This is a genomic window from Bartonella sp. AP58NXGY (assembly GCF_042195785.1).
GTDB lineage: Bacteria > Pseudomonadota > Alphaproteobacteria > Rhizobiales > Rhizobiaceae > Bartonella.
This window is the reverse complement of record NZ_JBHIOY010000002.1, coordinates 129,888-146,593: the sequence shown is the minus strand read 5'-3', so window position 1 is coordinate 146,593 and position 16,706 is coordinate 129,888. Positions and strand designations below refer to the sequence as shown.

18 protein-coding genes and 2 pseudogenes are annotated in these 16,706 nt (G+C 40.4%); 9 read left to right on the top strand and 11 right to left on the bottom strand.

The window, feature by feature from the left end; all coding sequences use genetic code 11:
* Positions 1-32 precede the first annotated feature (32 nt).
* The 8 genes and pseudogenes from ACFINC_RS01915 (at position 33) to virB11 (ending at position 5,833) form a co-directional block, all read left to right on the top strand.
* On the top strand, positions 33-455 hold the full coding sequence (locus ACFINC_RS01915; RefSeq protein ID WP_375615852.1) for an EexN family lipoprotein: 423 nt from the start codon (positions 33-35) through the stop codon (positions 453-455).
* Positions 456-501: 46 nt separating this feature from the next.
* On the top strand, positions 502-1,389 hold the full coding sequence (locus tag ACFINC_RS01910; RefSeq protein ID WP_375615851.1) for a type IV secretion system protein: 888 nt from the start codon (positions 502-504) through the stop codon (positions 1,387-1,389).
* Between the two features lie 6 nt (positions 1,390-1,395).
* A complete protein-coding gene (locus ACFINC_RS01905) occupies positions 1,396-1,683 on the top strand; it encodes a type IV secretion protein VblB7 (RefSeq protein WP_375615850.1) in 288 nt (95 codons plus the stop codon).
* Positions 1,680-2,351 (top strand): virB8 family protein, encoded by a 672-nt coding sequence (locus tag ACFINC_RS01900; protein ID WP_375615849.1) that lies wholly within the window; start codon positions 1,680-1,682, stop codon positions 2,349-2,351. The genes ACFINC_RS01905 and ACFINC_RS01900 overlap by 4 nt, the downstream gene beginning before the upstream one ends.
* A 2-nt stretch (positions 2,352-2,353) precedes the next feature.
* A complete protein-coding gene (virB9, locus tag ACFINC_RS01895; protein WP_375615848.1) occupies positions 2,354-3,208 on the top strand; it encodes a P-type conjugative transfer protein VirB9 in 855 nt (284 codons plus the stop codon).
* A 75-nt stretch (positions 3,209-3,283) separates the two neighbouring features.
* Positions 3,284-3,544, top strand: a pseudogene (locus tag ACFINC_RS01890) (TrbG/VirB9 family P-type conjugative transfer protein); the annotation flags it as partial.
* Positions 3,545-3,571: 27 nt separating this feature from the next.
* On the top strand, positions 3,572-4,759 hold the full coding sequence (virB10, locus tag ACFINC_RS01885) for a type IV secretion system protein VirB10 (RefSeq protein WP_375615847.1): 1,188 nt from the start codon (positions 3,572-3,574) through the stop codon (positions 4,757-4,759).
* Between the two features lie 21 nt (positions 4,760-4,780).
* A complete protein-coding gene (gene virB11 / locus ACFINC_RS01880; RefSeq protein ID WP_375615846.1) occupies positions 4,781-5,833 on the top strand; it encodes a P-type DNA transfer ATPase VirB11 in 1,053 nt (350 codons plus the stop codon).
* A gap of 206 nt (positions 5,834-6,039) precedes the next feature.
* Here virB11 and ACFINC_RS01875 read toward each other — a convergent pair whose 3' ends face one another.
* On the bottom strand, positions 6,040-6,381 hold the full coding sequence (locus tag ACFINC_RS01875) for a hypothetical protein (RefSeq protein ID WP_375615845.1): 342 nt from the start codon (positions 6,379-6,381) through the stop codon (positions 6,040-6,042).
* Positions 6,382-6,619: 238 nt separating this feature from the next.
* Here ACFINC_RS01875 and ACFINC_RS01870 point away from each other — a divergent pair, with 238 nt between their 5' ends.
* A complete protein-coding gene (locus tag ACFINC_RS01870; RefSeq protein ID WP_375615844.1) occupies positions 6,620-6,790 on the top strand; it encodes a hypothetical protein in 171 nt (56 codons plus the stop codon).
* 437 nt (positions 6,791-7,227) lie between these two features.
* Here the strand turns inward: ACFINC_RS01870 and ACFINC_RS01865 are convergent, their stop codons facing one another.
* From ACFINC_RS01865 to ACFINC_RS01820, 10 genes and pseudogenes are all read right to left on the bottom strand, one after another.
* A complete protein-coding gene (locus ACFINC_RS01865; RefSeq protein WP_375615843.1) occupies positions 7,228-7,821 on the bottom strand; it encodes a Fic/DOC family protein in 594 nt (197 codons plus the stop codon).
* Complete coding sequence (locus ACFINC_RS01860) at positions 7,808-7,996, bottom strand: antitoxin VbhA family protein (RefSeq protein WP_375615842.1); 189 nt, start codon at positions 7,994-7,996, stop codon at positions 7,808-7,810. The genes ACFINC_RS01865 and ACFINC_RS01860 overlap by 14 nt, the downstream gene beginning before the upstream one ends.
* A gap of 183 nt (positions 7,997-8,179) precedes the next feature.
* Positions 8,180-8,437 (bottom strand): HigA family addiction module antitoxin, encoded by a 258-nt coding sequence (locus ACFINC_RS01855; protein WP_375615841.1) that lies wholly within the window; start codon positions 8,435-8,437, stop codon positions 8,180-8,182.
* On the bottom strand, positions 8,409-8,537 hold the full coding sequence (locus ACFINC_RS01850) for a hypothetical protein (RefSeq protein ID WP_375615985.1): 129 nt from the start codon (positions 8,535-8,537) through the stop codon (positions 8,409-8,411). The genes ACFINC_RS01855 and ACFINC_RS01850 overlap by 29 nt, the downstream gene beginning before the upstream one ends.
* A gap of 19 nt (positions 8,538-8,556) precedes the next feature.
* Positions 8,557-8,730 carry a hypothetical protein gene (locus ACFINC_RS01845; protein WP_375615840.1) on the bottom strand — a complete coding sequence of 58 codons (174 nt, stop codon included), beginning with the start codon at positions 8,728-8,730 and terminating at the stop codon, positions 8,557-8,559.
* A gap of 232 nt (positions 8,731-8,962) precedes the next feature.
* Positions 8,963-9,148: a hypothetical protein gene (locus tag ACFINC_RS01840; RefSeq protein ID WP_375615839.1), complete on the bottom strand. Its 186-nt coding sequence runs from the start codon at positions 9,146-9,148 to the stop codon at positions 8,963-8,965.
* Between the two features lie 219 nt (positions 9,149-9,367).
* The gene (gene glmM, locus ACFINC_RS01835) at positions 9,368-10,732 is read right to left on the bottom strand and encodes a phosphoglucosamine mutase (protein WP_375615838.1); all 1,365 of its coding nucleotides are present in this window, start codon (positions 10,730-10,732) and stop codon (positions 9,368-9,370) included.
* Between the two features lie 667 nt (positions 10,733-11,399).
* Positions 11,400-13,568 (bottom strand): ATP-dependent zinc metalloprotease FtsH, encoded by a 2,169-nt coding sequence (ftsH, locus tag ACFINC_RS01830; RefSeq protein ID WP_375615837.1) that lies wholly within the window; start codon positions 13,566-13,568, stop codon positions 11,400-11,402.
* 114 nt (positions 13,569-13,682) lie between these two features.
* On the bottom strand, positions 13,683-15,170 hold the full coding sequence (gene tilS, locus ACFINC_RS01825; RefSeq protein ID WP_375615984.1) for a tRNA lysidine(34) synthetase TilS: 1,488 nt from the start codon (positions 15,168-15,170) through the stop codon (positions 13,683-13,685).
* Positions 15,171-15,192: 22 nt separating this feature from the next.
* Positions 15,193-16,706, bottom strand: a pseudogene (locus tag ACFINC_RS01820) (tol-pal system protein); the annotation flags it as partial.

Genomic DNA, 16,706 nt, shown 5'->3' with positions numbered 1-16,706 from the left:
TTAAAAACTGAAAGGAAAAAGGGGAAATATCTATGAATAAAGTTCTCATAACAACATTGCTACTTTGCACAGGGCTCATCACTGCTGGATGTGAAAAAACCTATAGCGTTGCAGAATTTAAAAAAGATAAAAAATTGATGGGAGAGTGGAATGCAAAATGTGGATTTGCAGGAACTTCAAAAAATTGTGAAAACCTAAGATTAGCACAACTTGAACTTCAAAAGGAATATGAAGCAAAAGCTGAAGAGAGAATTAGGGAACACAACGAAAACATGCGTAAAGCGCAGGAAGAATTTGAAGCCGAAATGCGAGCTGAACATGAAAGAAGGCAAGCCGAAATAGCAAAAAAAGAAGCTGAACTAGAAAAATGGAAAGCTGAAGAAAAAGCAAAAGAACAAGCCGAAAGAGAAGCAGAAGAACGCGCTAAAGCTAAACAGAACAACGATAATAATTGAATCAGAAATGATCATATTTGCAAAAATTAGATAGAATGGACGTGCAATGGCATTCGAAAAAATAGATTTCTTTACCACGGCAGAAAATATGTTAACGAATCCTATTATGGAAATAATGACTGACTCCATTAAAAACCTTTCATTGGGTTTAAGTGTTCCGCTTAAAGCATCTTGTACAATCTACATTATATTTATAGGGTACAATATCATCTCAGGGCGTTCTTCTATGCCCTTATGGGAATTTATAACGACAGCTTTCAAACTTGGCATCATTGTTTCGCTTGCCACTAATGCTGCTCTTTATAATGAGTGGGTCGGTAATATATTTTTTGAGGCTCTGCCTAATGCCATTGCACACGCCACACAAGGTACAATACACTCAGATAAAAATATATGGGACGATATGTTAAACAAAGCTGTTGCACATGTTTTTGATGAAGCAAAATCTGCATCATGGCTTGCATTGGGTGCGTATCTTGTTGCTTGGATAGTTGGTTTTGCCTGTTACGTGATTGCTGCTGTTTTTTGCATAATTGGTTTTTACGTCACAATGTTTGCTAAGCTGGGTTTATTTCTCGTCTTATCAGTGGGACCGCTCTTCATAAGCCTCTCTATGTTTTCCTCAACAAGGCGTTTTACAGAGGCATGGTTAGGACAAGTTGCAAACTTCATCATACTTCAGATATTAGTCATCTTGCTTGGTGGTATGTATATCAAACTTGCACTGAAAATCTTTACAACAAACATTGTAGATATCATGTTTTCCTATGGCGCATTTATGGTGGTTGGCCTTGGTGGTATTTTTCTTTTCTTCAATTTACCTGGCATGGCTTCCGCTTTAGCCTCTGGGGGAGCCTCCCTTACAGGCTCAGGAGGAGCTAAAACAATAACGAATGGTGTAAAAAAATTAGCATCACTATTAGCAAAGGCTTAAGTTCAAATGCGGGAATTTAAAAAAATTGGGATTATCTTACCATTTCTCTTTCTCAGTGGCTGTATGTCTTCACCAAACACACTGAAGTCACTCCCAAAATGTGATGGATATTCTAAACGTCCACTCAACAGATCAATGTGGAATTGGGAAGGGAAAAACCCCACGCCCACGCCCATCATCATCAGTAACAACACACCCTCCACCATGAAAGAGGGCAAATTGGAAATGCTTCTGGCACAAAAATTAACGGATGAAGAAATAAAATCCTACAAAGATTGCGGAAAAAAGGCATGAAAGAAAAAGATGTAGAACAATATATTGCTGAAGCGCGCTCGTTTGATCAAGACCGCATGCTCGCTTCACGCCGCACCACCCGCGTCTCGCTTGCCATTGCCGGCATCGCGGTTGCTGTTGCAATAATGTCTTCTCTCGCGGTCATCACCCTCACACCCCTTAAAACCGTGGAACCCTTTGTCATTCGCGTTGACAACTCAACCGGCATTGTTGAAGTCGTAGAAGCCTTAAAAGAAGGTCCCACAAACGTCGACGAAGCCATCACACGCTACTTTGCCGCAAAATACGTCCGCTGCCGTGAAGGCTTCACCACAGAAGAAACACAACACAACTTCCAAACCGTCTCTCTTCTTTCTTCTTCTGAAGAACAGCAAAGATTTGCCAGCTGGTATGGAGCAAGAAATCCCCAAAGCCCTCAAATTCTCTATAAACACGCCGCTGTTACAATAACAATAAAATCAATCTCCTTTATCAATGATGATGTTGCCCAAGTGCGTTACTACAGAACCATTCATGACAACGACAACAACAAAGAATTTATCACCCACTGGGTCTCAACACTTACCTTTGAATATATCAATGCCCCTATCTCTGTCCAAAACCGTTTAATAAATCCTCTAGGGTTTATTGTTAATGAATATAGAACCGATCCGGAAGTGGTCAACTGATCATGAAAAAAAAATTTCTTTTTCTCATTCTTAACATCGCTATTACCCTTTCTCCTATACCGATAAGCCATGCCAGTGTTTTTCCCACCCGCGCGCCAAGCGATAGCCGCATTCGCTTTATCAATTATGATGCTTATAATGTCACAAAAATTATTGGCTCCATACGCTCATCCGTACAAATAGAATTTTCTGCCAATGAAGAAATTGCTCATGTAGCCATTGGCAACAGCGTTGCATGGGAAGTTGCACCCGCTGGCAATATTCTTTTTCTAAAGGCAAGAGAAGTCCAACCCATTACCAATCTCCAAGTCGTCACCACAAAGCTTGATGGCTCAAAGCGCTCTTATCAATTTGAACTCATCATTAAAGATGGAGAAATTTCCTCTGGACAAGAAACATATTTCCTTGTGAAATTCCGCTACCCACAAGAGGAAGCAGAACAAAGAAGACTTGCAGCACTTATGCGACAAGAAAAAAAACAATCCCAACAGATTGATGGTATCTTCAACGCTTCTGAAACCTATGGACCACGCAATTGGGCTTACACCGCTCAAGGCTCTATCACTCTTGAACCCTCCTCTGTTTATGACAATGGCAAAACAACAACATTTACATTTCCCGACAACCAAGAAATCCCTGCCATTTATATTGTCAGCAATGACGGTACAGAATCACTGGTTCCCAAAACCACAAGAGGCAACATGGTGATTGTCCATGCCATTAGCGCACGCTTCACCCTAAGACAGGGAAAAAATATCCTATGCGTCTTTAATGAAGCCTACCAACCCAAAGGCGTTAATCCAGAAACCGGAACCACCTCACCATCTGTTGAACGTAAAATTGCATCAGATCTTTAAATAAGCGGGAATTGAAGGGGACAACATATGAGTGATAAATCAATCATCGAAGATCGAGACACTATTAGGGATAGCAGAACAACAACATTGTCTTTTCCCGATAACCAAGAAATCCCTGCCATTTATATTGTAAACAATGACGGTACAGAATCACTGGTTCCCAAAACCACAAGAGGCAACAGGGTAACTGACCATGCCATTAGCGCACGCTTCACCCTAAGACAGGGAAAAAATGTCCTATGCGTCTTTAACGAAGCCTATCAACCAAAAGGCACAAATCCAAATACCGGAACAACCTCACCATCTGTTGAACGTAAAATTGCATCAGATCTTTAAATAAGCGGGAATTAAAGGGGACAACATATGAGTGATAAATCAATCATCGAAGATCGAGGATCTATTGGAGATGGCAAAAACAATAGCGCCAAAACCGCCGGCAAAAAAATAGTTGTCGCAATAGCTTGTATAGGAATCTGCGGCTATGTCCTCTGGAACATCTTATCCACCCCCACAGAACAAAAAGACACTGCAAAAGCTCATAAAAAACAAGAACAAAGCTTTCACAATTCCCTCGCCCCTTTAGAGCTCGTCCCCTCTGACCCGCGTGCAAACATAGCGCCAATAACCCTACCACCCCCACAACCACTCGCACAAGAACCGAAAAAAGATGATCCCTTACTTGATGCCGCAAGACGCGCCCCTGTTTTAGCTTTCGCCAAAGGCTCTAGGTCTCAATTAAAAGACATTGTCAACACGACTCTCAATCCCTTTGAAAAATTCAATACCCTTGAAAATCTCGCCAATATGAAAAATTCCTCTGCCCTTCAAGACACACAAAATTTTGCGACCCTATTAAAGCCTACCAAAACAGAAGAAACAAAAGCAAAAGCAAAACTCATCGGCAATAGAAACTTTATCATCGCCATGGGAACCTCTATTCCCTGTATCTTAGAAACGGCATTAAACAGTGAGCAACCAGGCTTTGCAAGCTGCATTATTAACCGCGATATCCTCTCTGACAATGGTCGCGTTGTTTTACTTGATAAAGGAACTCAAGTGATTGGCGAATACCGCGGAGGGATAAAACAAGGTCAATCCCGCCTCTTTGTTCTCTGGACAAGAGCAAAAACTCCAACCGGTGTCATCATCGACCTTGCCTCACCCGCAACAGACAGTTTAGGAAGAGCTGGTTTTGATGGCAACATCAACACCCATTGGTGGGAACGCTTTGGCTCTTCCCTTTTGTTGACCGTTATTGATGGTGCCACAACAGTTTTAACAAATAAAATAGTAGGCAATTCCAATAAAGGAGGTTCAAACAACTCTGGAGGCGGCGGTTTTGAAGGCGCAAACAACACTGGAAAAGAGGCCGCCAGTATTGCCCTTGAAAATCAAATCAACATCCCTCCTACCTTAGAAAAATTTCAAGGCGAACTGGTCAACATTTTCGTAGCAAAAGATCTCGATTTTTCCTCTGTTTATAAATTAACAATCACAGGAAAAAAGAGAAACGCTTTCTCGCGTTCTACACCAGGCTATTCCTTTTTTTAATTCTCACGTTCAGAGTATATTATGCCAACAGCAAAAAACATAGAACGAGCCTCTATCGTTTTAACAAAATTAAAAATCTTAGATGACTTCCTCAATGATGAGAATTTATTTGAGATTGTTGTCAATCGCCCAGGCGAAGTGATTGTTGAAGGTCCAAATGGTTGGCAAACCCACATCTTAAAAGAGCTAACCTACAGCGAACTAGAAGGGATTGCAAAAGTTGTTGCTGCCTACACAACACAAAAGATCAGTGTAGAAAACCCCGTTCTCTCCGCAACACTTCCCAATAACGAACGCATACAAATTGTCATGCCCCCTGCCGTTGCCCCCAACACCATGAGCATGACCATTCGCAAACCTTCATCACGTACTTTTTCTCTTGAAAGTCTACACGAAAACCAGCTATTTTCTGTCACCAGAAACGTTAGTTTTACCCCCCTTGAACAAATGACAAAACGGGCAAGTGAACTCTCTGATACAGAAAAAGAATTAACAGATTTGTTTATCGCCAAAGACTTTTGTCAATTTTTAGAAAGAGCCGTTGTTACACAACAAAATATCTTAATCTCTGGAAAAACTGGTTCTGGTAAAACAACCCTCTCCAAAGCTTTGATTGCAAAAATCCCTGAATATGAACGCATTCTCACCATAGAAGACACGCCCGAACTTGTCGTTCCACACACAAACAAAGTGCAGCTCTTTTATTCAAAAGATAATCAAGGCTTAGCAAAAGCTGGAGCAAAAGAACTGCTTGAATCTGGATTGCGTATGCGCCCCGACAGAATTCTTTTGCAAGAGCTACGTGATGGTACAGCCTTTTACTATATCCGTAATGTCAATTCTGGTCACCCAGGTTCTATCACTACTGTCCACGCCTCAACAGCACTTGCAGCCTTCGAACAAATGACCCTTTTAGTAAAAGAAAGTGACGGTGGTGGTAATTTAGCGCGCGATGATATCCGCGGCTTATTAATCTCGATGATAGATGTCATCATCCAATGTAAACGTTTGGAAGGAAAATTTCGTGTAACAGAAATCTATTACGACCCTTTCAAGCGCCGTGATGCTTTTTAAAAAACACAAAGTCAAGTAAATAAACATAAAAAAGCGAATCTGAAAAGCAACTAAACTATAAGAAAAGGTATCTCTCACAACATTACATCTACGCTAGAAATTTACCATCACTGGTTACAAAAACTGAAAAAGTAGCACAATCTAAAGACTGTGCACCTTGTTATACAAGGTGCACTTCATCTATCAAGAGTATCTCCCTACATCTATCACTTCCGCTTCAAAGTGCATTCTAGCCTTGCTTCACCGTTATACAGCCCTGGAAGATCTACGCAACGATGTTTAAATCCAAGATCTGCAGCAAAACTATAATGCTCGTCACTAACTTGAAATCTGTCATCGTAATATGAAGAGTTATTCTTTTTCATAGGAATCACAATTCTCGCAAGGAGATCTATCGCCTGTTGTCCAAAACCTTCTCTTGCTGCATAATTTTCGTGTTTTGCAATGTGAGCTACAATTCTGTCCTTATGCGCCGAGCTACCAGCATGAGCAGTTAGCACTGAAGAAGAGAAAGTAAACAAAGCTGCAGCTAAAATAACATATCTCATAGGATAAATCTCCTTATAAAAAATAAATATAAATCGTTTCTGCTATCAGATAAAGCAGAACCACTCTTTGTGTTATATACGTTATGTATTACACGAACTTATTTTATGCACATTTTGGTTACAATTGTCAAATTTATGTTATAATTATCTCGTTTTATTAACATACTTTATTTTTTCCTTATCTAAACCCCATTTTTCATTGTTAGTTTGGAAGGTACAGTATGCCGTTTAACTAGTTATGTATAGTCAATCTGATCACGTCATCATTCCAATGAAGGAACAGCAGCAAGATGCTTTGTCCGCCATTGCAATTATCTTTTACACCGTAAAAATTCGTCCTTTAGGCAAAGAAAAGGTCAGTACTTTTAAAAATAATGGGAATTCTCCCTTTTTCACAGGGATCTCTTAAAGCTGTATTCAATAACTCCAGCAGGAGCTCACCTTATTTCTCTAATGAAAGCAATTTTTCGCATATTTTTAAATCATTATTGTTTTAACCTCTCTATTAGAGGTAAAAAAATGAAAATGCATGCTGCAAAATTCCTCTTGCAAAGTGCATTTCCATAAACCAAAGCGTTATTACTTACCTACTCATGAACATAAATCTTGGCTTTTATATATGCCTTTGCATTGAATAAAATTCAGAAATCCTTTACAAAAAAGAATAAAAGCAGTTTCCAATATTCTGGAAGGGGATATATTAAAGCATTGAGTAGTGGGACTAAAAAAGCGAAATTTCTCGAAAGTACTTATCATCTATGGGGGTTATTCCATACCCTTATGGGACTTTATAACAACAGTTTTCAAACTTGGCATCGTTGTTGCACACACTACAAACACAGCTGGTTATAAGAGATTAAGGTCCTGACGAATAAGTGCAGACAGATATTCTGAATTACCAAAATGTGCTTCAATTGACGCACGTGTCATTTCTTGTCGCTCAATACCCTTCCAGTTGATATGATAACCAGCTTCACGAGCAAGTTGCACCATAAATTCGCGCTGAGTGCGCCCATTCCCCTCTCGAAACGGATGCAACGCATTCAACTCACCCATGTAATATCCAGCCCTTTGGCTAAAGTCATAAGCGCCAAGACCACGCAGATACTGTTCTTTTGCAAGCTTTTGTGTAATCTTTGGTGCATAACTTTCAATCTGATTATAACTAGCAAACATACTATTGCCTTTGGCAATATCCACTAAACGAATTTGTCCCGCCCATTCATATATGTCGCCAAACAGTCTTCTATGAATCTCTTTCATGTAATCCAGATCAAACTTACCACGCATAGGAGTATGTACAAATTCGAAAGATCTCACATAAGAAATCGTAGATTCTACACGCTGCAGTGTAGCTTTGTCTTTAATACCAAGCCGATTATACATCACACTAGTTTCAGGATCAGTATAAGGATCACCGCTCCCCTTATACTTCTCCACGTCTTACACGCTCCATATAATCTTTGATGACATCACTTGTTTCAAGCTCTCCAATAATAACGCGCTCCATTTGCGCAACAACCAGCGGATCTGGTTCTAATCCCTCTAAACGTTGGCTTGCCAATGCATTTTCAGCATAAAAGCGACGCAGCTTAAGTTTCTCTTCACTCAACATATTAAAACCCTCATTTGCTTACATTTATTATAGCCAAACAGACTATAGAAACAAGATTTTATTCCTTGTCTTACCCGCGTTACATCTTTTGATTTTATACGCCCTATCGCATTATTGTGCTCTTCCATACGTCTTTGTTGCAAAAACTTAACTGCCATTTGAAACTCTTTTATGCAATCTTGATCATGAGACTGTTGTTAAGGATTTTTTTGATAGATCATAATTTTTTTGCATAGCAAGCCAAGCACGTGCTGTGCTTACACCAGACATTTCAAGCCTAATAGCAAGATTAGCACTCATAGCGGCTTTTTCATTTAAAACTCTAGAAAGTGCTACACGAGATATACCAAGCCACTCTGCTGCTTCATTAACGGATAAACCAAGCTCTTTGATCACATCTTCACGCAATAATTCACCGGGATGTGAAGGATTCTTCATCATTGTTTAGATCTCCTTTTTGATGATAATCCAGATAATCAACCATTTCGACATCTATGCCATAAAAGGGAAATATTACGCGACAATTTCCATTTACAGTAATTGACCAATAATCCTTGAAATCACCCTTTAGCAGATGTAATCAAAAGGATGGATAACTCAAAATCTTTTGGCGATACATCTACTTCAAGAGCACTTAGAATACGCTTTAATTTTTGAGCATGGGCGGTTCTAATCCCTTCAGTCGCACCAGTATTATAGAAGGCTTCAATCCTTTTATGTTTAAATCCTAACATCGTAACTGAATATAGAGTGAACCCCTCCAAGATACAAAAAATGTTCATTATTTTTACATAACACGGCTTTTTTTACTTTATAAACATTAGAACTATCGTGAAAAAAATTGATCATTTTCATCTCTTTCTCATTATTCTACTAATTATTGGAAAAGTATAAGCTCATAATTAGGGGGCGCTAAACGTAATAGGAGCGTATCATATATCCAATTGGCAGCGGCAATTAGAAACATCAAGATGATATAACAACAATGATCATTGCTGTTTGATGTTCATGGGGCGCTGCACCCGCTGTATATCCAGTAAAAAGAATGAATAACACTAATAAACTCCCCCCCGCTACAAACTCTGTTAAACTAATAACCGGATTACGAATAAGTAAAAGAAAAAGGAAAATCAAAAAAGGCATATTTTTCATATTTTACGAACTATAGAGAACTCTATACGCACAGTAGTTATTAGAATTGGACTTTTCTCTTTTTTATTTAATTTGTTCGTAGATCAGAGTATCCATTACCGTTATTACATCACTAACAGAGTTAATAATCATACCCTTTGTAATTGCCAAAATCCCGCATTACAATAAGACCTTTATTCAAAGATGATCTGATAATTTTCTCAAAAAATTCAAGATTCCTCAAAGCACAGCACCCACGTGTGCATCATGTTGCGTAATAACATCCATTAACTCTGTTACGACCGCATCCAACACTTCTCGTGCATCGCCTTCAGCCATAAGGCGGATAACCGGTTCAGTTCCAGAAGCACGGATAACGAGGCGTGCTTCTTTTCCCAACTTTTTCTCTGCTTGATCAATAGCCGTTTTAACAGGATTTTTTTTCAGGACATTTTTATTTTTAACCGTTACATTTTTTAAAATTTGAGGTACAGGTTCAAACCGTTTACACAATTGGCTCATAGGACTTTGGCTTTCTTTCATACAGGCTAAAACCTGCAAGGCAGCCACCAAGCCATCACCTGTTGTCCCAAAATCACTGAGCACAATATGCCCAGAGGACTCACCACCAACATTATATCCCTTTTGGCGCATGGCATCGACAACATAACGATCTCCAACTTTTGTCCTTACAAGGTGCAACCCTTTGCCGTTCAAGAAACGCTCCAGTCCAAGATTTGACATAATTGTTGTGACAACACCATTGCACCGTAATCGTCCCATTTTATGCCAATTTTCAGCAATTACAGCAATTAACTGATCTCCATCAACCGTTTGTGCCTTTTCATCAACAATGAGAACACGATCTCCATCTCCATCAAGAGCAATACCCACATCAGCACGTACTTCATGCACTTTTCGTTTTAAAGAGCTTAAATCGGTTGACCCACATTTTTGATTAATATTGGTACCATTTGGCTCATCATGAATAGCAAAAACCTCAGCCCCCAATTCCCATAAAGCACGGGGAGCCGCTTTATAAGCAGCCCCATTGGCACAATCCACAACAATACGCACAGCATCCAAGCGAACATCACGCGGCAGAGTTCGTTTGGCATATTCAATATAACGATAAATATCCCCTTCAACCCGTTTTGCATAACCAATTTCGGCAGAACTTGCTAAAGATTTTGAAAGATCTGTATCGATTAATTGTTCAATTTTCACTTCCATATCATCTGAAAGCTTAAAACCATCAGGACCAAAAAGTTTAATTCCATTATCATAGAAGGGGTTATGAGAAGCAGAAATCATCACCCCAAGATCCGCGCGCAAAGAGCGGCAAAGCATTGCAACAGCAGGTGTTGGCACTGGACCCAATAAAAAAGCTTCCATCCCAGCAGCAGTCAATCCTGAAACCAAAGCGTTTTCCAACATATAGCCAGATAATCGTGTATCCTTTCCAATCACCACACGACGTGATTGATGTTGTGAGCGGAATAAAACCCCTACCGCCATCCCTACCTTCATGGCAAAATCGGGTGTCATTGGAAATGAATTGGCTTTCCCCCGAATTCCATCTGTACCAAAATATTTTTGTACCATACCTCTTTCCTTTAATATCTACTTTTTCCCTTGACTTTTTTAAACCCCTAACAGCTCCCCTTGGTACAATAGCCCCTTCTCCATATAAATGAGATCATTTATTCATTTTAGACCATCAAAGCCTCTCACTCTATTCACCATCTAGAATACATCTTGTAAAATCACCCTCAACCAATGATGTTGCTACACCTCACACGTAAAGCTAATACAAACTCCTAAAAATGCTTTACACATACAATCCTCCTTGAATAGAATCAAAGTATAACCTTACCCCCCTTGACCCAAACTCGGGCCAAAGAAACCTATCACCTAACCTCACATCCTTGGTCCAAACCCGGGCCAAGGAAACCTATCACCTAACCTCACACCCTTGGTCCAAACCCGGGCCAAGGAAACCTATCACCTAACCTCATACCCTTGACCCAAACCCGGGCAAGGAAACCTACCACCTAACCTCACACCCTTGACCCAAACCCAGCAAAGAAACCTATCATCGCGCCTTGCTCCCTGCTAAAGCTGTTATAATACAACGTCTTTGCTTAATTTTTTACTTCCATATTTTTGCAAATATTATACTGAAGGCGCAAGCAAAGCCTGCGCCTTTCTCAAAGAGTTTTTCTGAGAAATTTTCCCCAAACATCTTCACTCAAGCGTTATTAAAAAGCTCTTATTTTCCTTTATCATGTCCCGCCGTATTTGACTTTTTTTCAGCACTGCTTTTACTTTTAGAGCGATTGACTGATTTTGTGATACCTTTTGTACTTTGCGCTTTTTTCTCACGCCTATCAGATTGCACTTTTTTAGATTCATCCCCCTTAGGCTCAACATCACTGGATTTTGCTGTTTTCTCCCCTACAGCTCCCTTTGCCTTGCCTTCCTCAAGTTTATTAGTCTTTACTTTATGAGTTACTGTTTTAGGCGCTGTTTCAGCGTTTTTTTCATCTACCACTGTTATCTCTGCTCTGACCGTTCCAGTTTTTGGAACAGAAGATCCCCGTGGCGCAGCACCCTCATCTTTCTGTGTGCGTGAAGGAGGCTTTCCTGCAATAACTTCGTTAATTTCAGCTCCCGTTAAAGTCTCATATTCCAACAAACCTTGTGCCAAAGCAAACCATTCTTTTCTTTTTGTTTTCAAAATGTTTGTCGCATTTTTATAGGCATCATCAATAAGCTTACGCACTTCCATATCAATCATGCGCGCTGTTTCTTCAGAGACATTTTGTGTTCGCGCAACAGAATGACCCAAAAAGACTTCATCTTGGTTATCCCCATAAGCAACATTCCCAAGCAGATCAGAAAATCCCCATCGTGTGATCATTGCACGTGCTAATTTGGTTGCTTGTTCAATATCAGAAGAAGCACCGGAAGTGATATTTTCCTTTCCAAATTTCAATTCTTCAGCCACACGTCCACCCATCATAATGGCCAAACGAGAAATCATCCACCGATAACTCATAGAATAGCGATCGCCTTCAGGCAATTGCATCACCATTCCCAATGCTCTTCCCCTTGGAACAATTGTTGCTTTGTGGACAGGATCAGCAACTGGCACATTAAGAGCCACAATAGCATGTCCTGCTTCGTGATAGGCAGTGAGTTCTTTTTCTTCTTGTGTCATAGCGGTTGAACGACGTTCAGCCCCCATCATCACCTTATCTTTCGCATCTTCGAATTCTTGCATTGTCACGACTCTTTTATTACGGCTTGCAGCCATAAGAGCAGCTTCATTGACCAGATTCATCAGATCCGCACCGGAAAATCCTGGTGTTCCTCTTGCCAAAATCTTCAGATCAACGTTGGGCGCTAAAGGCACATTGCGCACATGCACTTTCAAGATTTGTTCACGCCCAGAAACATCAGGGTTTGGGACAACAACTTGCCGATCAAAACGCCCTGGTCTCAATAAAGCGGGATCAAGGACATCGGGACGGTTTGTTGCAGCAATAAGAATAATACTTTCATTGGGCTCAAACCCATCCATTTCGACAAGCAACTGATTTAAGGTTTGCTCACGTTCATCATTTCCCCCGCCAAGTCCTGCCCCCCGATGGCGTCCAACAGCATCAATTTCATCGATAAAGATAATACAAGGGGCATTTTTTTTAGCCTGTTCGAACATATCACGCACACGGCTCGCCCCAACACCTACAAACATTTCAACAAAATCAGACCCTGAAATGGTGAAGAATGGCACATTGGCTTCACCAGCCACAGAGCGTGCGAGCAAAGTTTTACCGGTTCCTGGAGGACCAACAAGCAAAACACCGCGTGGAATACGCCCTCCTAAACGTTGAAATTTTTGTGGTTCGCGTAAAAATTCAACAATTTCTTGAAGATCTTGCTTTGCTTCTTCAACGCCGGCAACATCTTTAAAAGTAACACGACCTTGTGCTTCATTAAGCAATCTTGCTTTTGACTTCCCAAACCCCATTGCACCGCGTGATCCATTTTGCATTTGCCGCATAAAAAAGACCCACGCCCCCACGATAATAATAACAGGCAATAAGGAAAAAAGGAGATTGAGGAAAATACTATTTCCAGAGCTTTCAGGAATAGCTTTAACGTTCACGTTTTTGCTTTCCAATTTTTGTATCAAACCTGGATCTCGTGGAGCGTAGGTCGAAATAGCTCTATGTTCAATAGTTTGTCCTGTTAATTTTTGACCTTGAATGGTTACAGATTTCAACTCATTATTCTCAACTTTTTGCAAAAATTCAGAATAGGAGACCTCTCCACCACCAGAACGCTGACTATCTCCATTAAAGAAAGAAAACGACACAATCAAAATTAAGGCAATAACTCCCCAAATGAGGAGAGAGCGGTAATTGGAATTCATATTCAGCCCACTTAATCAAATCTAGATTTCAAACATTTCCCCTTAACATATAACCTTGTCAGCCCCTTGCCAAGGGATGAGAAGCTGTTTATTCTCTTTTAGAGTAATTTTTCTTTATCTTTTCACTTCAATATTAAAAAAAGGTTCCACAACATTCACCAGTGCAGCGTCCTCGCGCGAAGAAAGCCAATCGAAAGGTGCCATAATCCGCTTGATGATAACATTTTTATGAACAACCGCTTGAGAAATCAACTCTGGAATATCACACCCTTTGTCATTTGAGATCATCAGCAACGATTGTAAAGAGGGAAAATGAAGCTTTTTAAGATCAAAATGGCTGTTTTTTAATAAAAATTTCAGCTGTTCTAAATTTGCTGCTCCAACCTTTATAGCCTCAGATCCATGATTTGTAATCTGATAGCGCCCATCCCATGTAGAAGTTTTGTCTGGCTCAACGATAGCCTCTTTCATATTTCGCCCTTCTCGCCACAAAGCAATTCCATTTTTGTTATATTCAATAACAGAGCCAGCATAAGTAAAACGCCGCTTTTCTGAAGAATGAAGACAGAGTTTTTGAACAAGCATGCTTAATTTCTGATTGGGGAGCAAATAAAATCCTCCTCCCATCAGCACGGCAAAAAGCCCCACAACGAAAGGGAAATAGGGATGTTTCTGTAAAAATAACGCAGGCTTTACGATGAAACAACGCCCATATTGAACAGTAATATCCAGAGCTAAAATAAAATCGGCAATATTTTGCGCGTGTTGACGACGTTGCAATGCGGCTTCATTTATTTTTTTAGCAATATCAACAAGCTTTTCGGAACGCAGGGAATGACGCACGCGCACGCGTTCAAAATTATGATCTTCATTGGTTGGATCATCAATCCACGTTTTTCCTTTTAAGCGTAAATAAGCCTGTAATGTTTGGCGTTTTACACCAAGGAGTGGCCGAATCAAACGCACTTTTCTATGCAACAATGCCTCACGCGGAATACAGGATAAACCACGCTCATAGAGGGGACGATAGCTTTTTTCGGTAATATTTTTACTCGTTTCTCTTGCAAGAGCCTCATCATGCGTGCCTTTAGCTTGACCGTGCAAAGCATCAGCAAAACCACCCGTAGAAACCTCATCACGTGCATCATACGCTTCACTGTACAAAGCCTCTCTACTCTTTTGGAGACGTTGATACCGCATTTGATAGGTTTCAATCTGATCATTGAGTGTGTGCCCTGTCATAATAAGGGACGCACCTTGTTTTTGTGCTTCTTTAACCAAGAGATCATAGCGTGCAACACGAGCACTGGAAGCAATATGCGTTTTTGGTTTTTCACCTTCCCACCGTACCGTGATATGTTTAATGTGATGGGCACGGCAAATTTCCGCAACAATTTCTGCTTCATGCGCTGATTCTCTACGCAATTGGTGATCAACAGTCACAGCAATCATTTCCGGAGGAGTAAAGAGAGTTTCCAAATACTCTTTAACCAAAAACATCAAAGCCAAAGAATCACTTCCCCCTGAGACGGCAAGAATCAACTTCTGACACTGAATAAAATCCGATGTTTTAAAGAGATTTCTTGCCAGTCTAACGCACACCAAAAATGACCTCGCTGCTTATTTAAGAGGGTTTACAAAATACAGACTCTAACATTTGATGGCGTTTTGATTTTTTTGCAAAAAGAGTACAATCCTCTTTATTCGCCTCAAGGGCAACCATACTTCTTGCTAATTTTAACAAAATTTCAGAAGTATAAAGCTTCTTTTTATCTGCATACCATGCGGTAAGATAAACTTGTGCGGCTTCATGATAGCGTTTTTGCCCCAACAAAGATTCTGCCAACCAAAACAAAGCATCATCACTCAAGGGATCTTTTTTGTAACGATTTTGAAAAGTGCAAAAGGTTTTTTCAGCTTCAACATAGTTGGCAGAACGAATAAAATCATAACCTTCTTTATACAAAGCTTTGGAAGAAAAAAGAGCCCCATCTGCACTCTGTTGTTCTTCAATATGAACACTTACATCATGAGCTTTTTTTAAATGATCTCCTGTTTCATTCGCATCTTTATGATTTTTTTTCAAATGGTTACTGTTTTCATGATCATGGCGCTTCCCCTTAGCTTCCACAGCAGCAACCTTTGTCTGATCACCTGTACTATGATCCTGCACCATCTCTTTTTTTACAGTCTGAGATTGTTCATCTAAAGCGGCATTTTCAAAGGAACAAGAATAAACAGAAGAGTCTTTTTTATCAAAAAGCCGAGAAAACTGCTTGTTAACATTTTTCAAATTGTTATGCTCAAGCACCGCTCGTATCTTATGCAAAAGCTTATCTAAATCATAATCTTTAAATAAAGCCTGTTGATTTTCTAAAATAATTCCTCGGTATTCCGCAACATCCGACGCTTTCTTTACCGCATCAGATGCAGCTTTACCCACAGCATCAGGGGTATTTTTCATCACATCGGAAGCTTTATCGGCAGCATCCGACGCTTTCTTTACCGCATCAGATGCAGCTTTACCCACAGCATCAGGGGCATTTTTCATCACATCGGAAGCTTTATCGGCAGCATCCGTAGCTTTCTTTACCGCATCAGATGCAGCTTTACCCATAGCATCAGGAGCATTTTTCATCACATCAGAAGCTTTATCAGCAGCATCCGTAGCTTTCTTTACCGCGTCAGATGCGGCTTTACCCATAGCATCAGGGGTGTTTTTCATCACATCAGAAGCTTTATCGGCAGCATCCGTAGCTTTCTTTACCGCATCAGATGCGCCTTTACCCATAGCATCAGGAGCATTTTTCATCACATCAGAAGCTTTATCGGCAGCATCTGTGGCTTTCTTTACCGCATCAGATGCGGCTTTACCCATAGCATCAGGAGCGTTTTTCATCACATCAGAAGCTTTACCAGCAGCATCTGTGGCTTTCTTTACCGCATCAGATGCGGCTTTACCCATAGCATCAGGAGCGTTTTCCATCACATCAGAAGCTTTATCAGCAGCATCCGTAGCTTTCTTTACCGCGCCAGATGCGCCTTTACCCGCAGCATCAGGGGCGTTTTCCATCACATCAGAAGCTTTATCAGCAGCATCCGTAGCTTTCTTTACCGCGTCAGATGCGCCTTTACCCG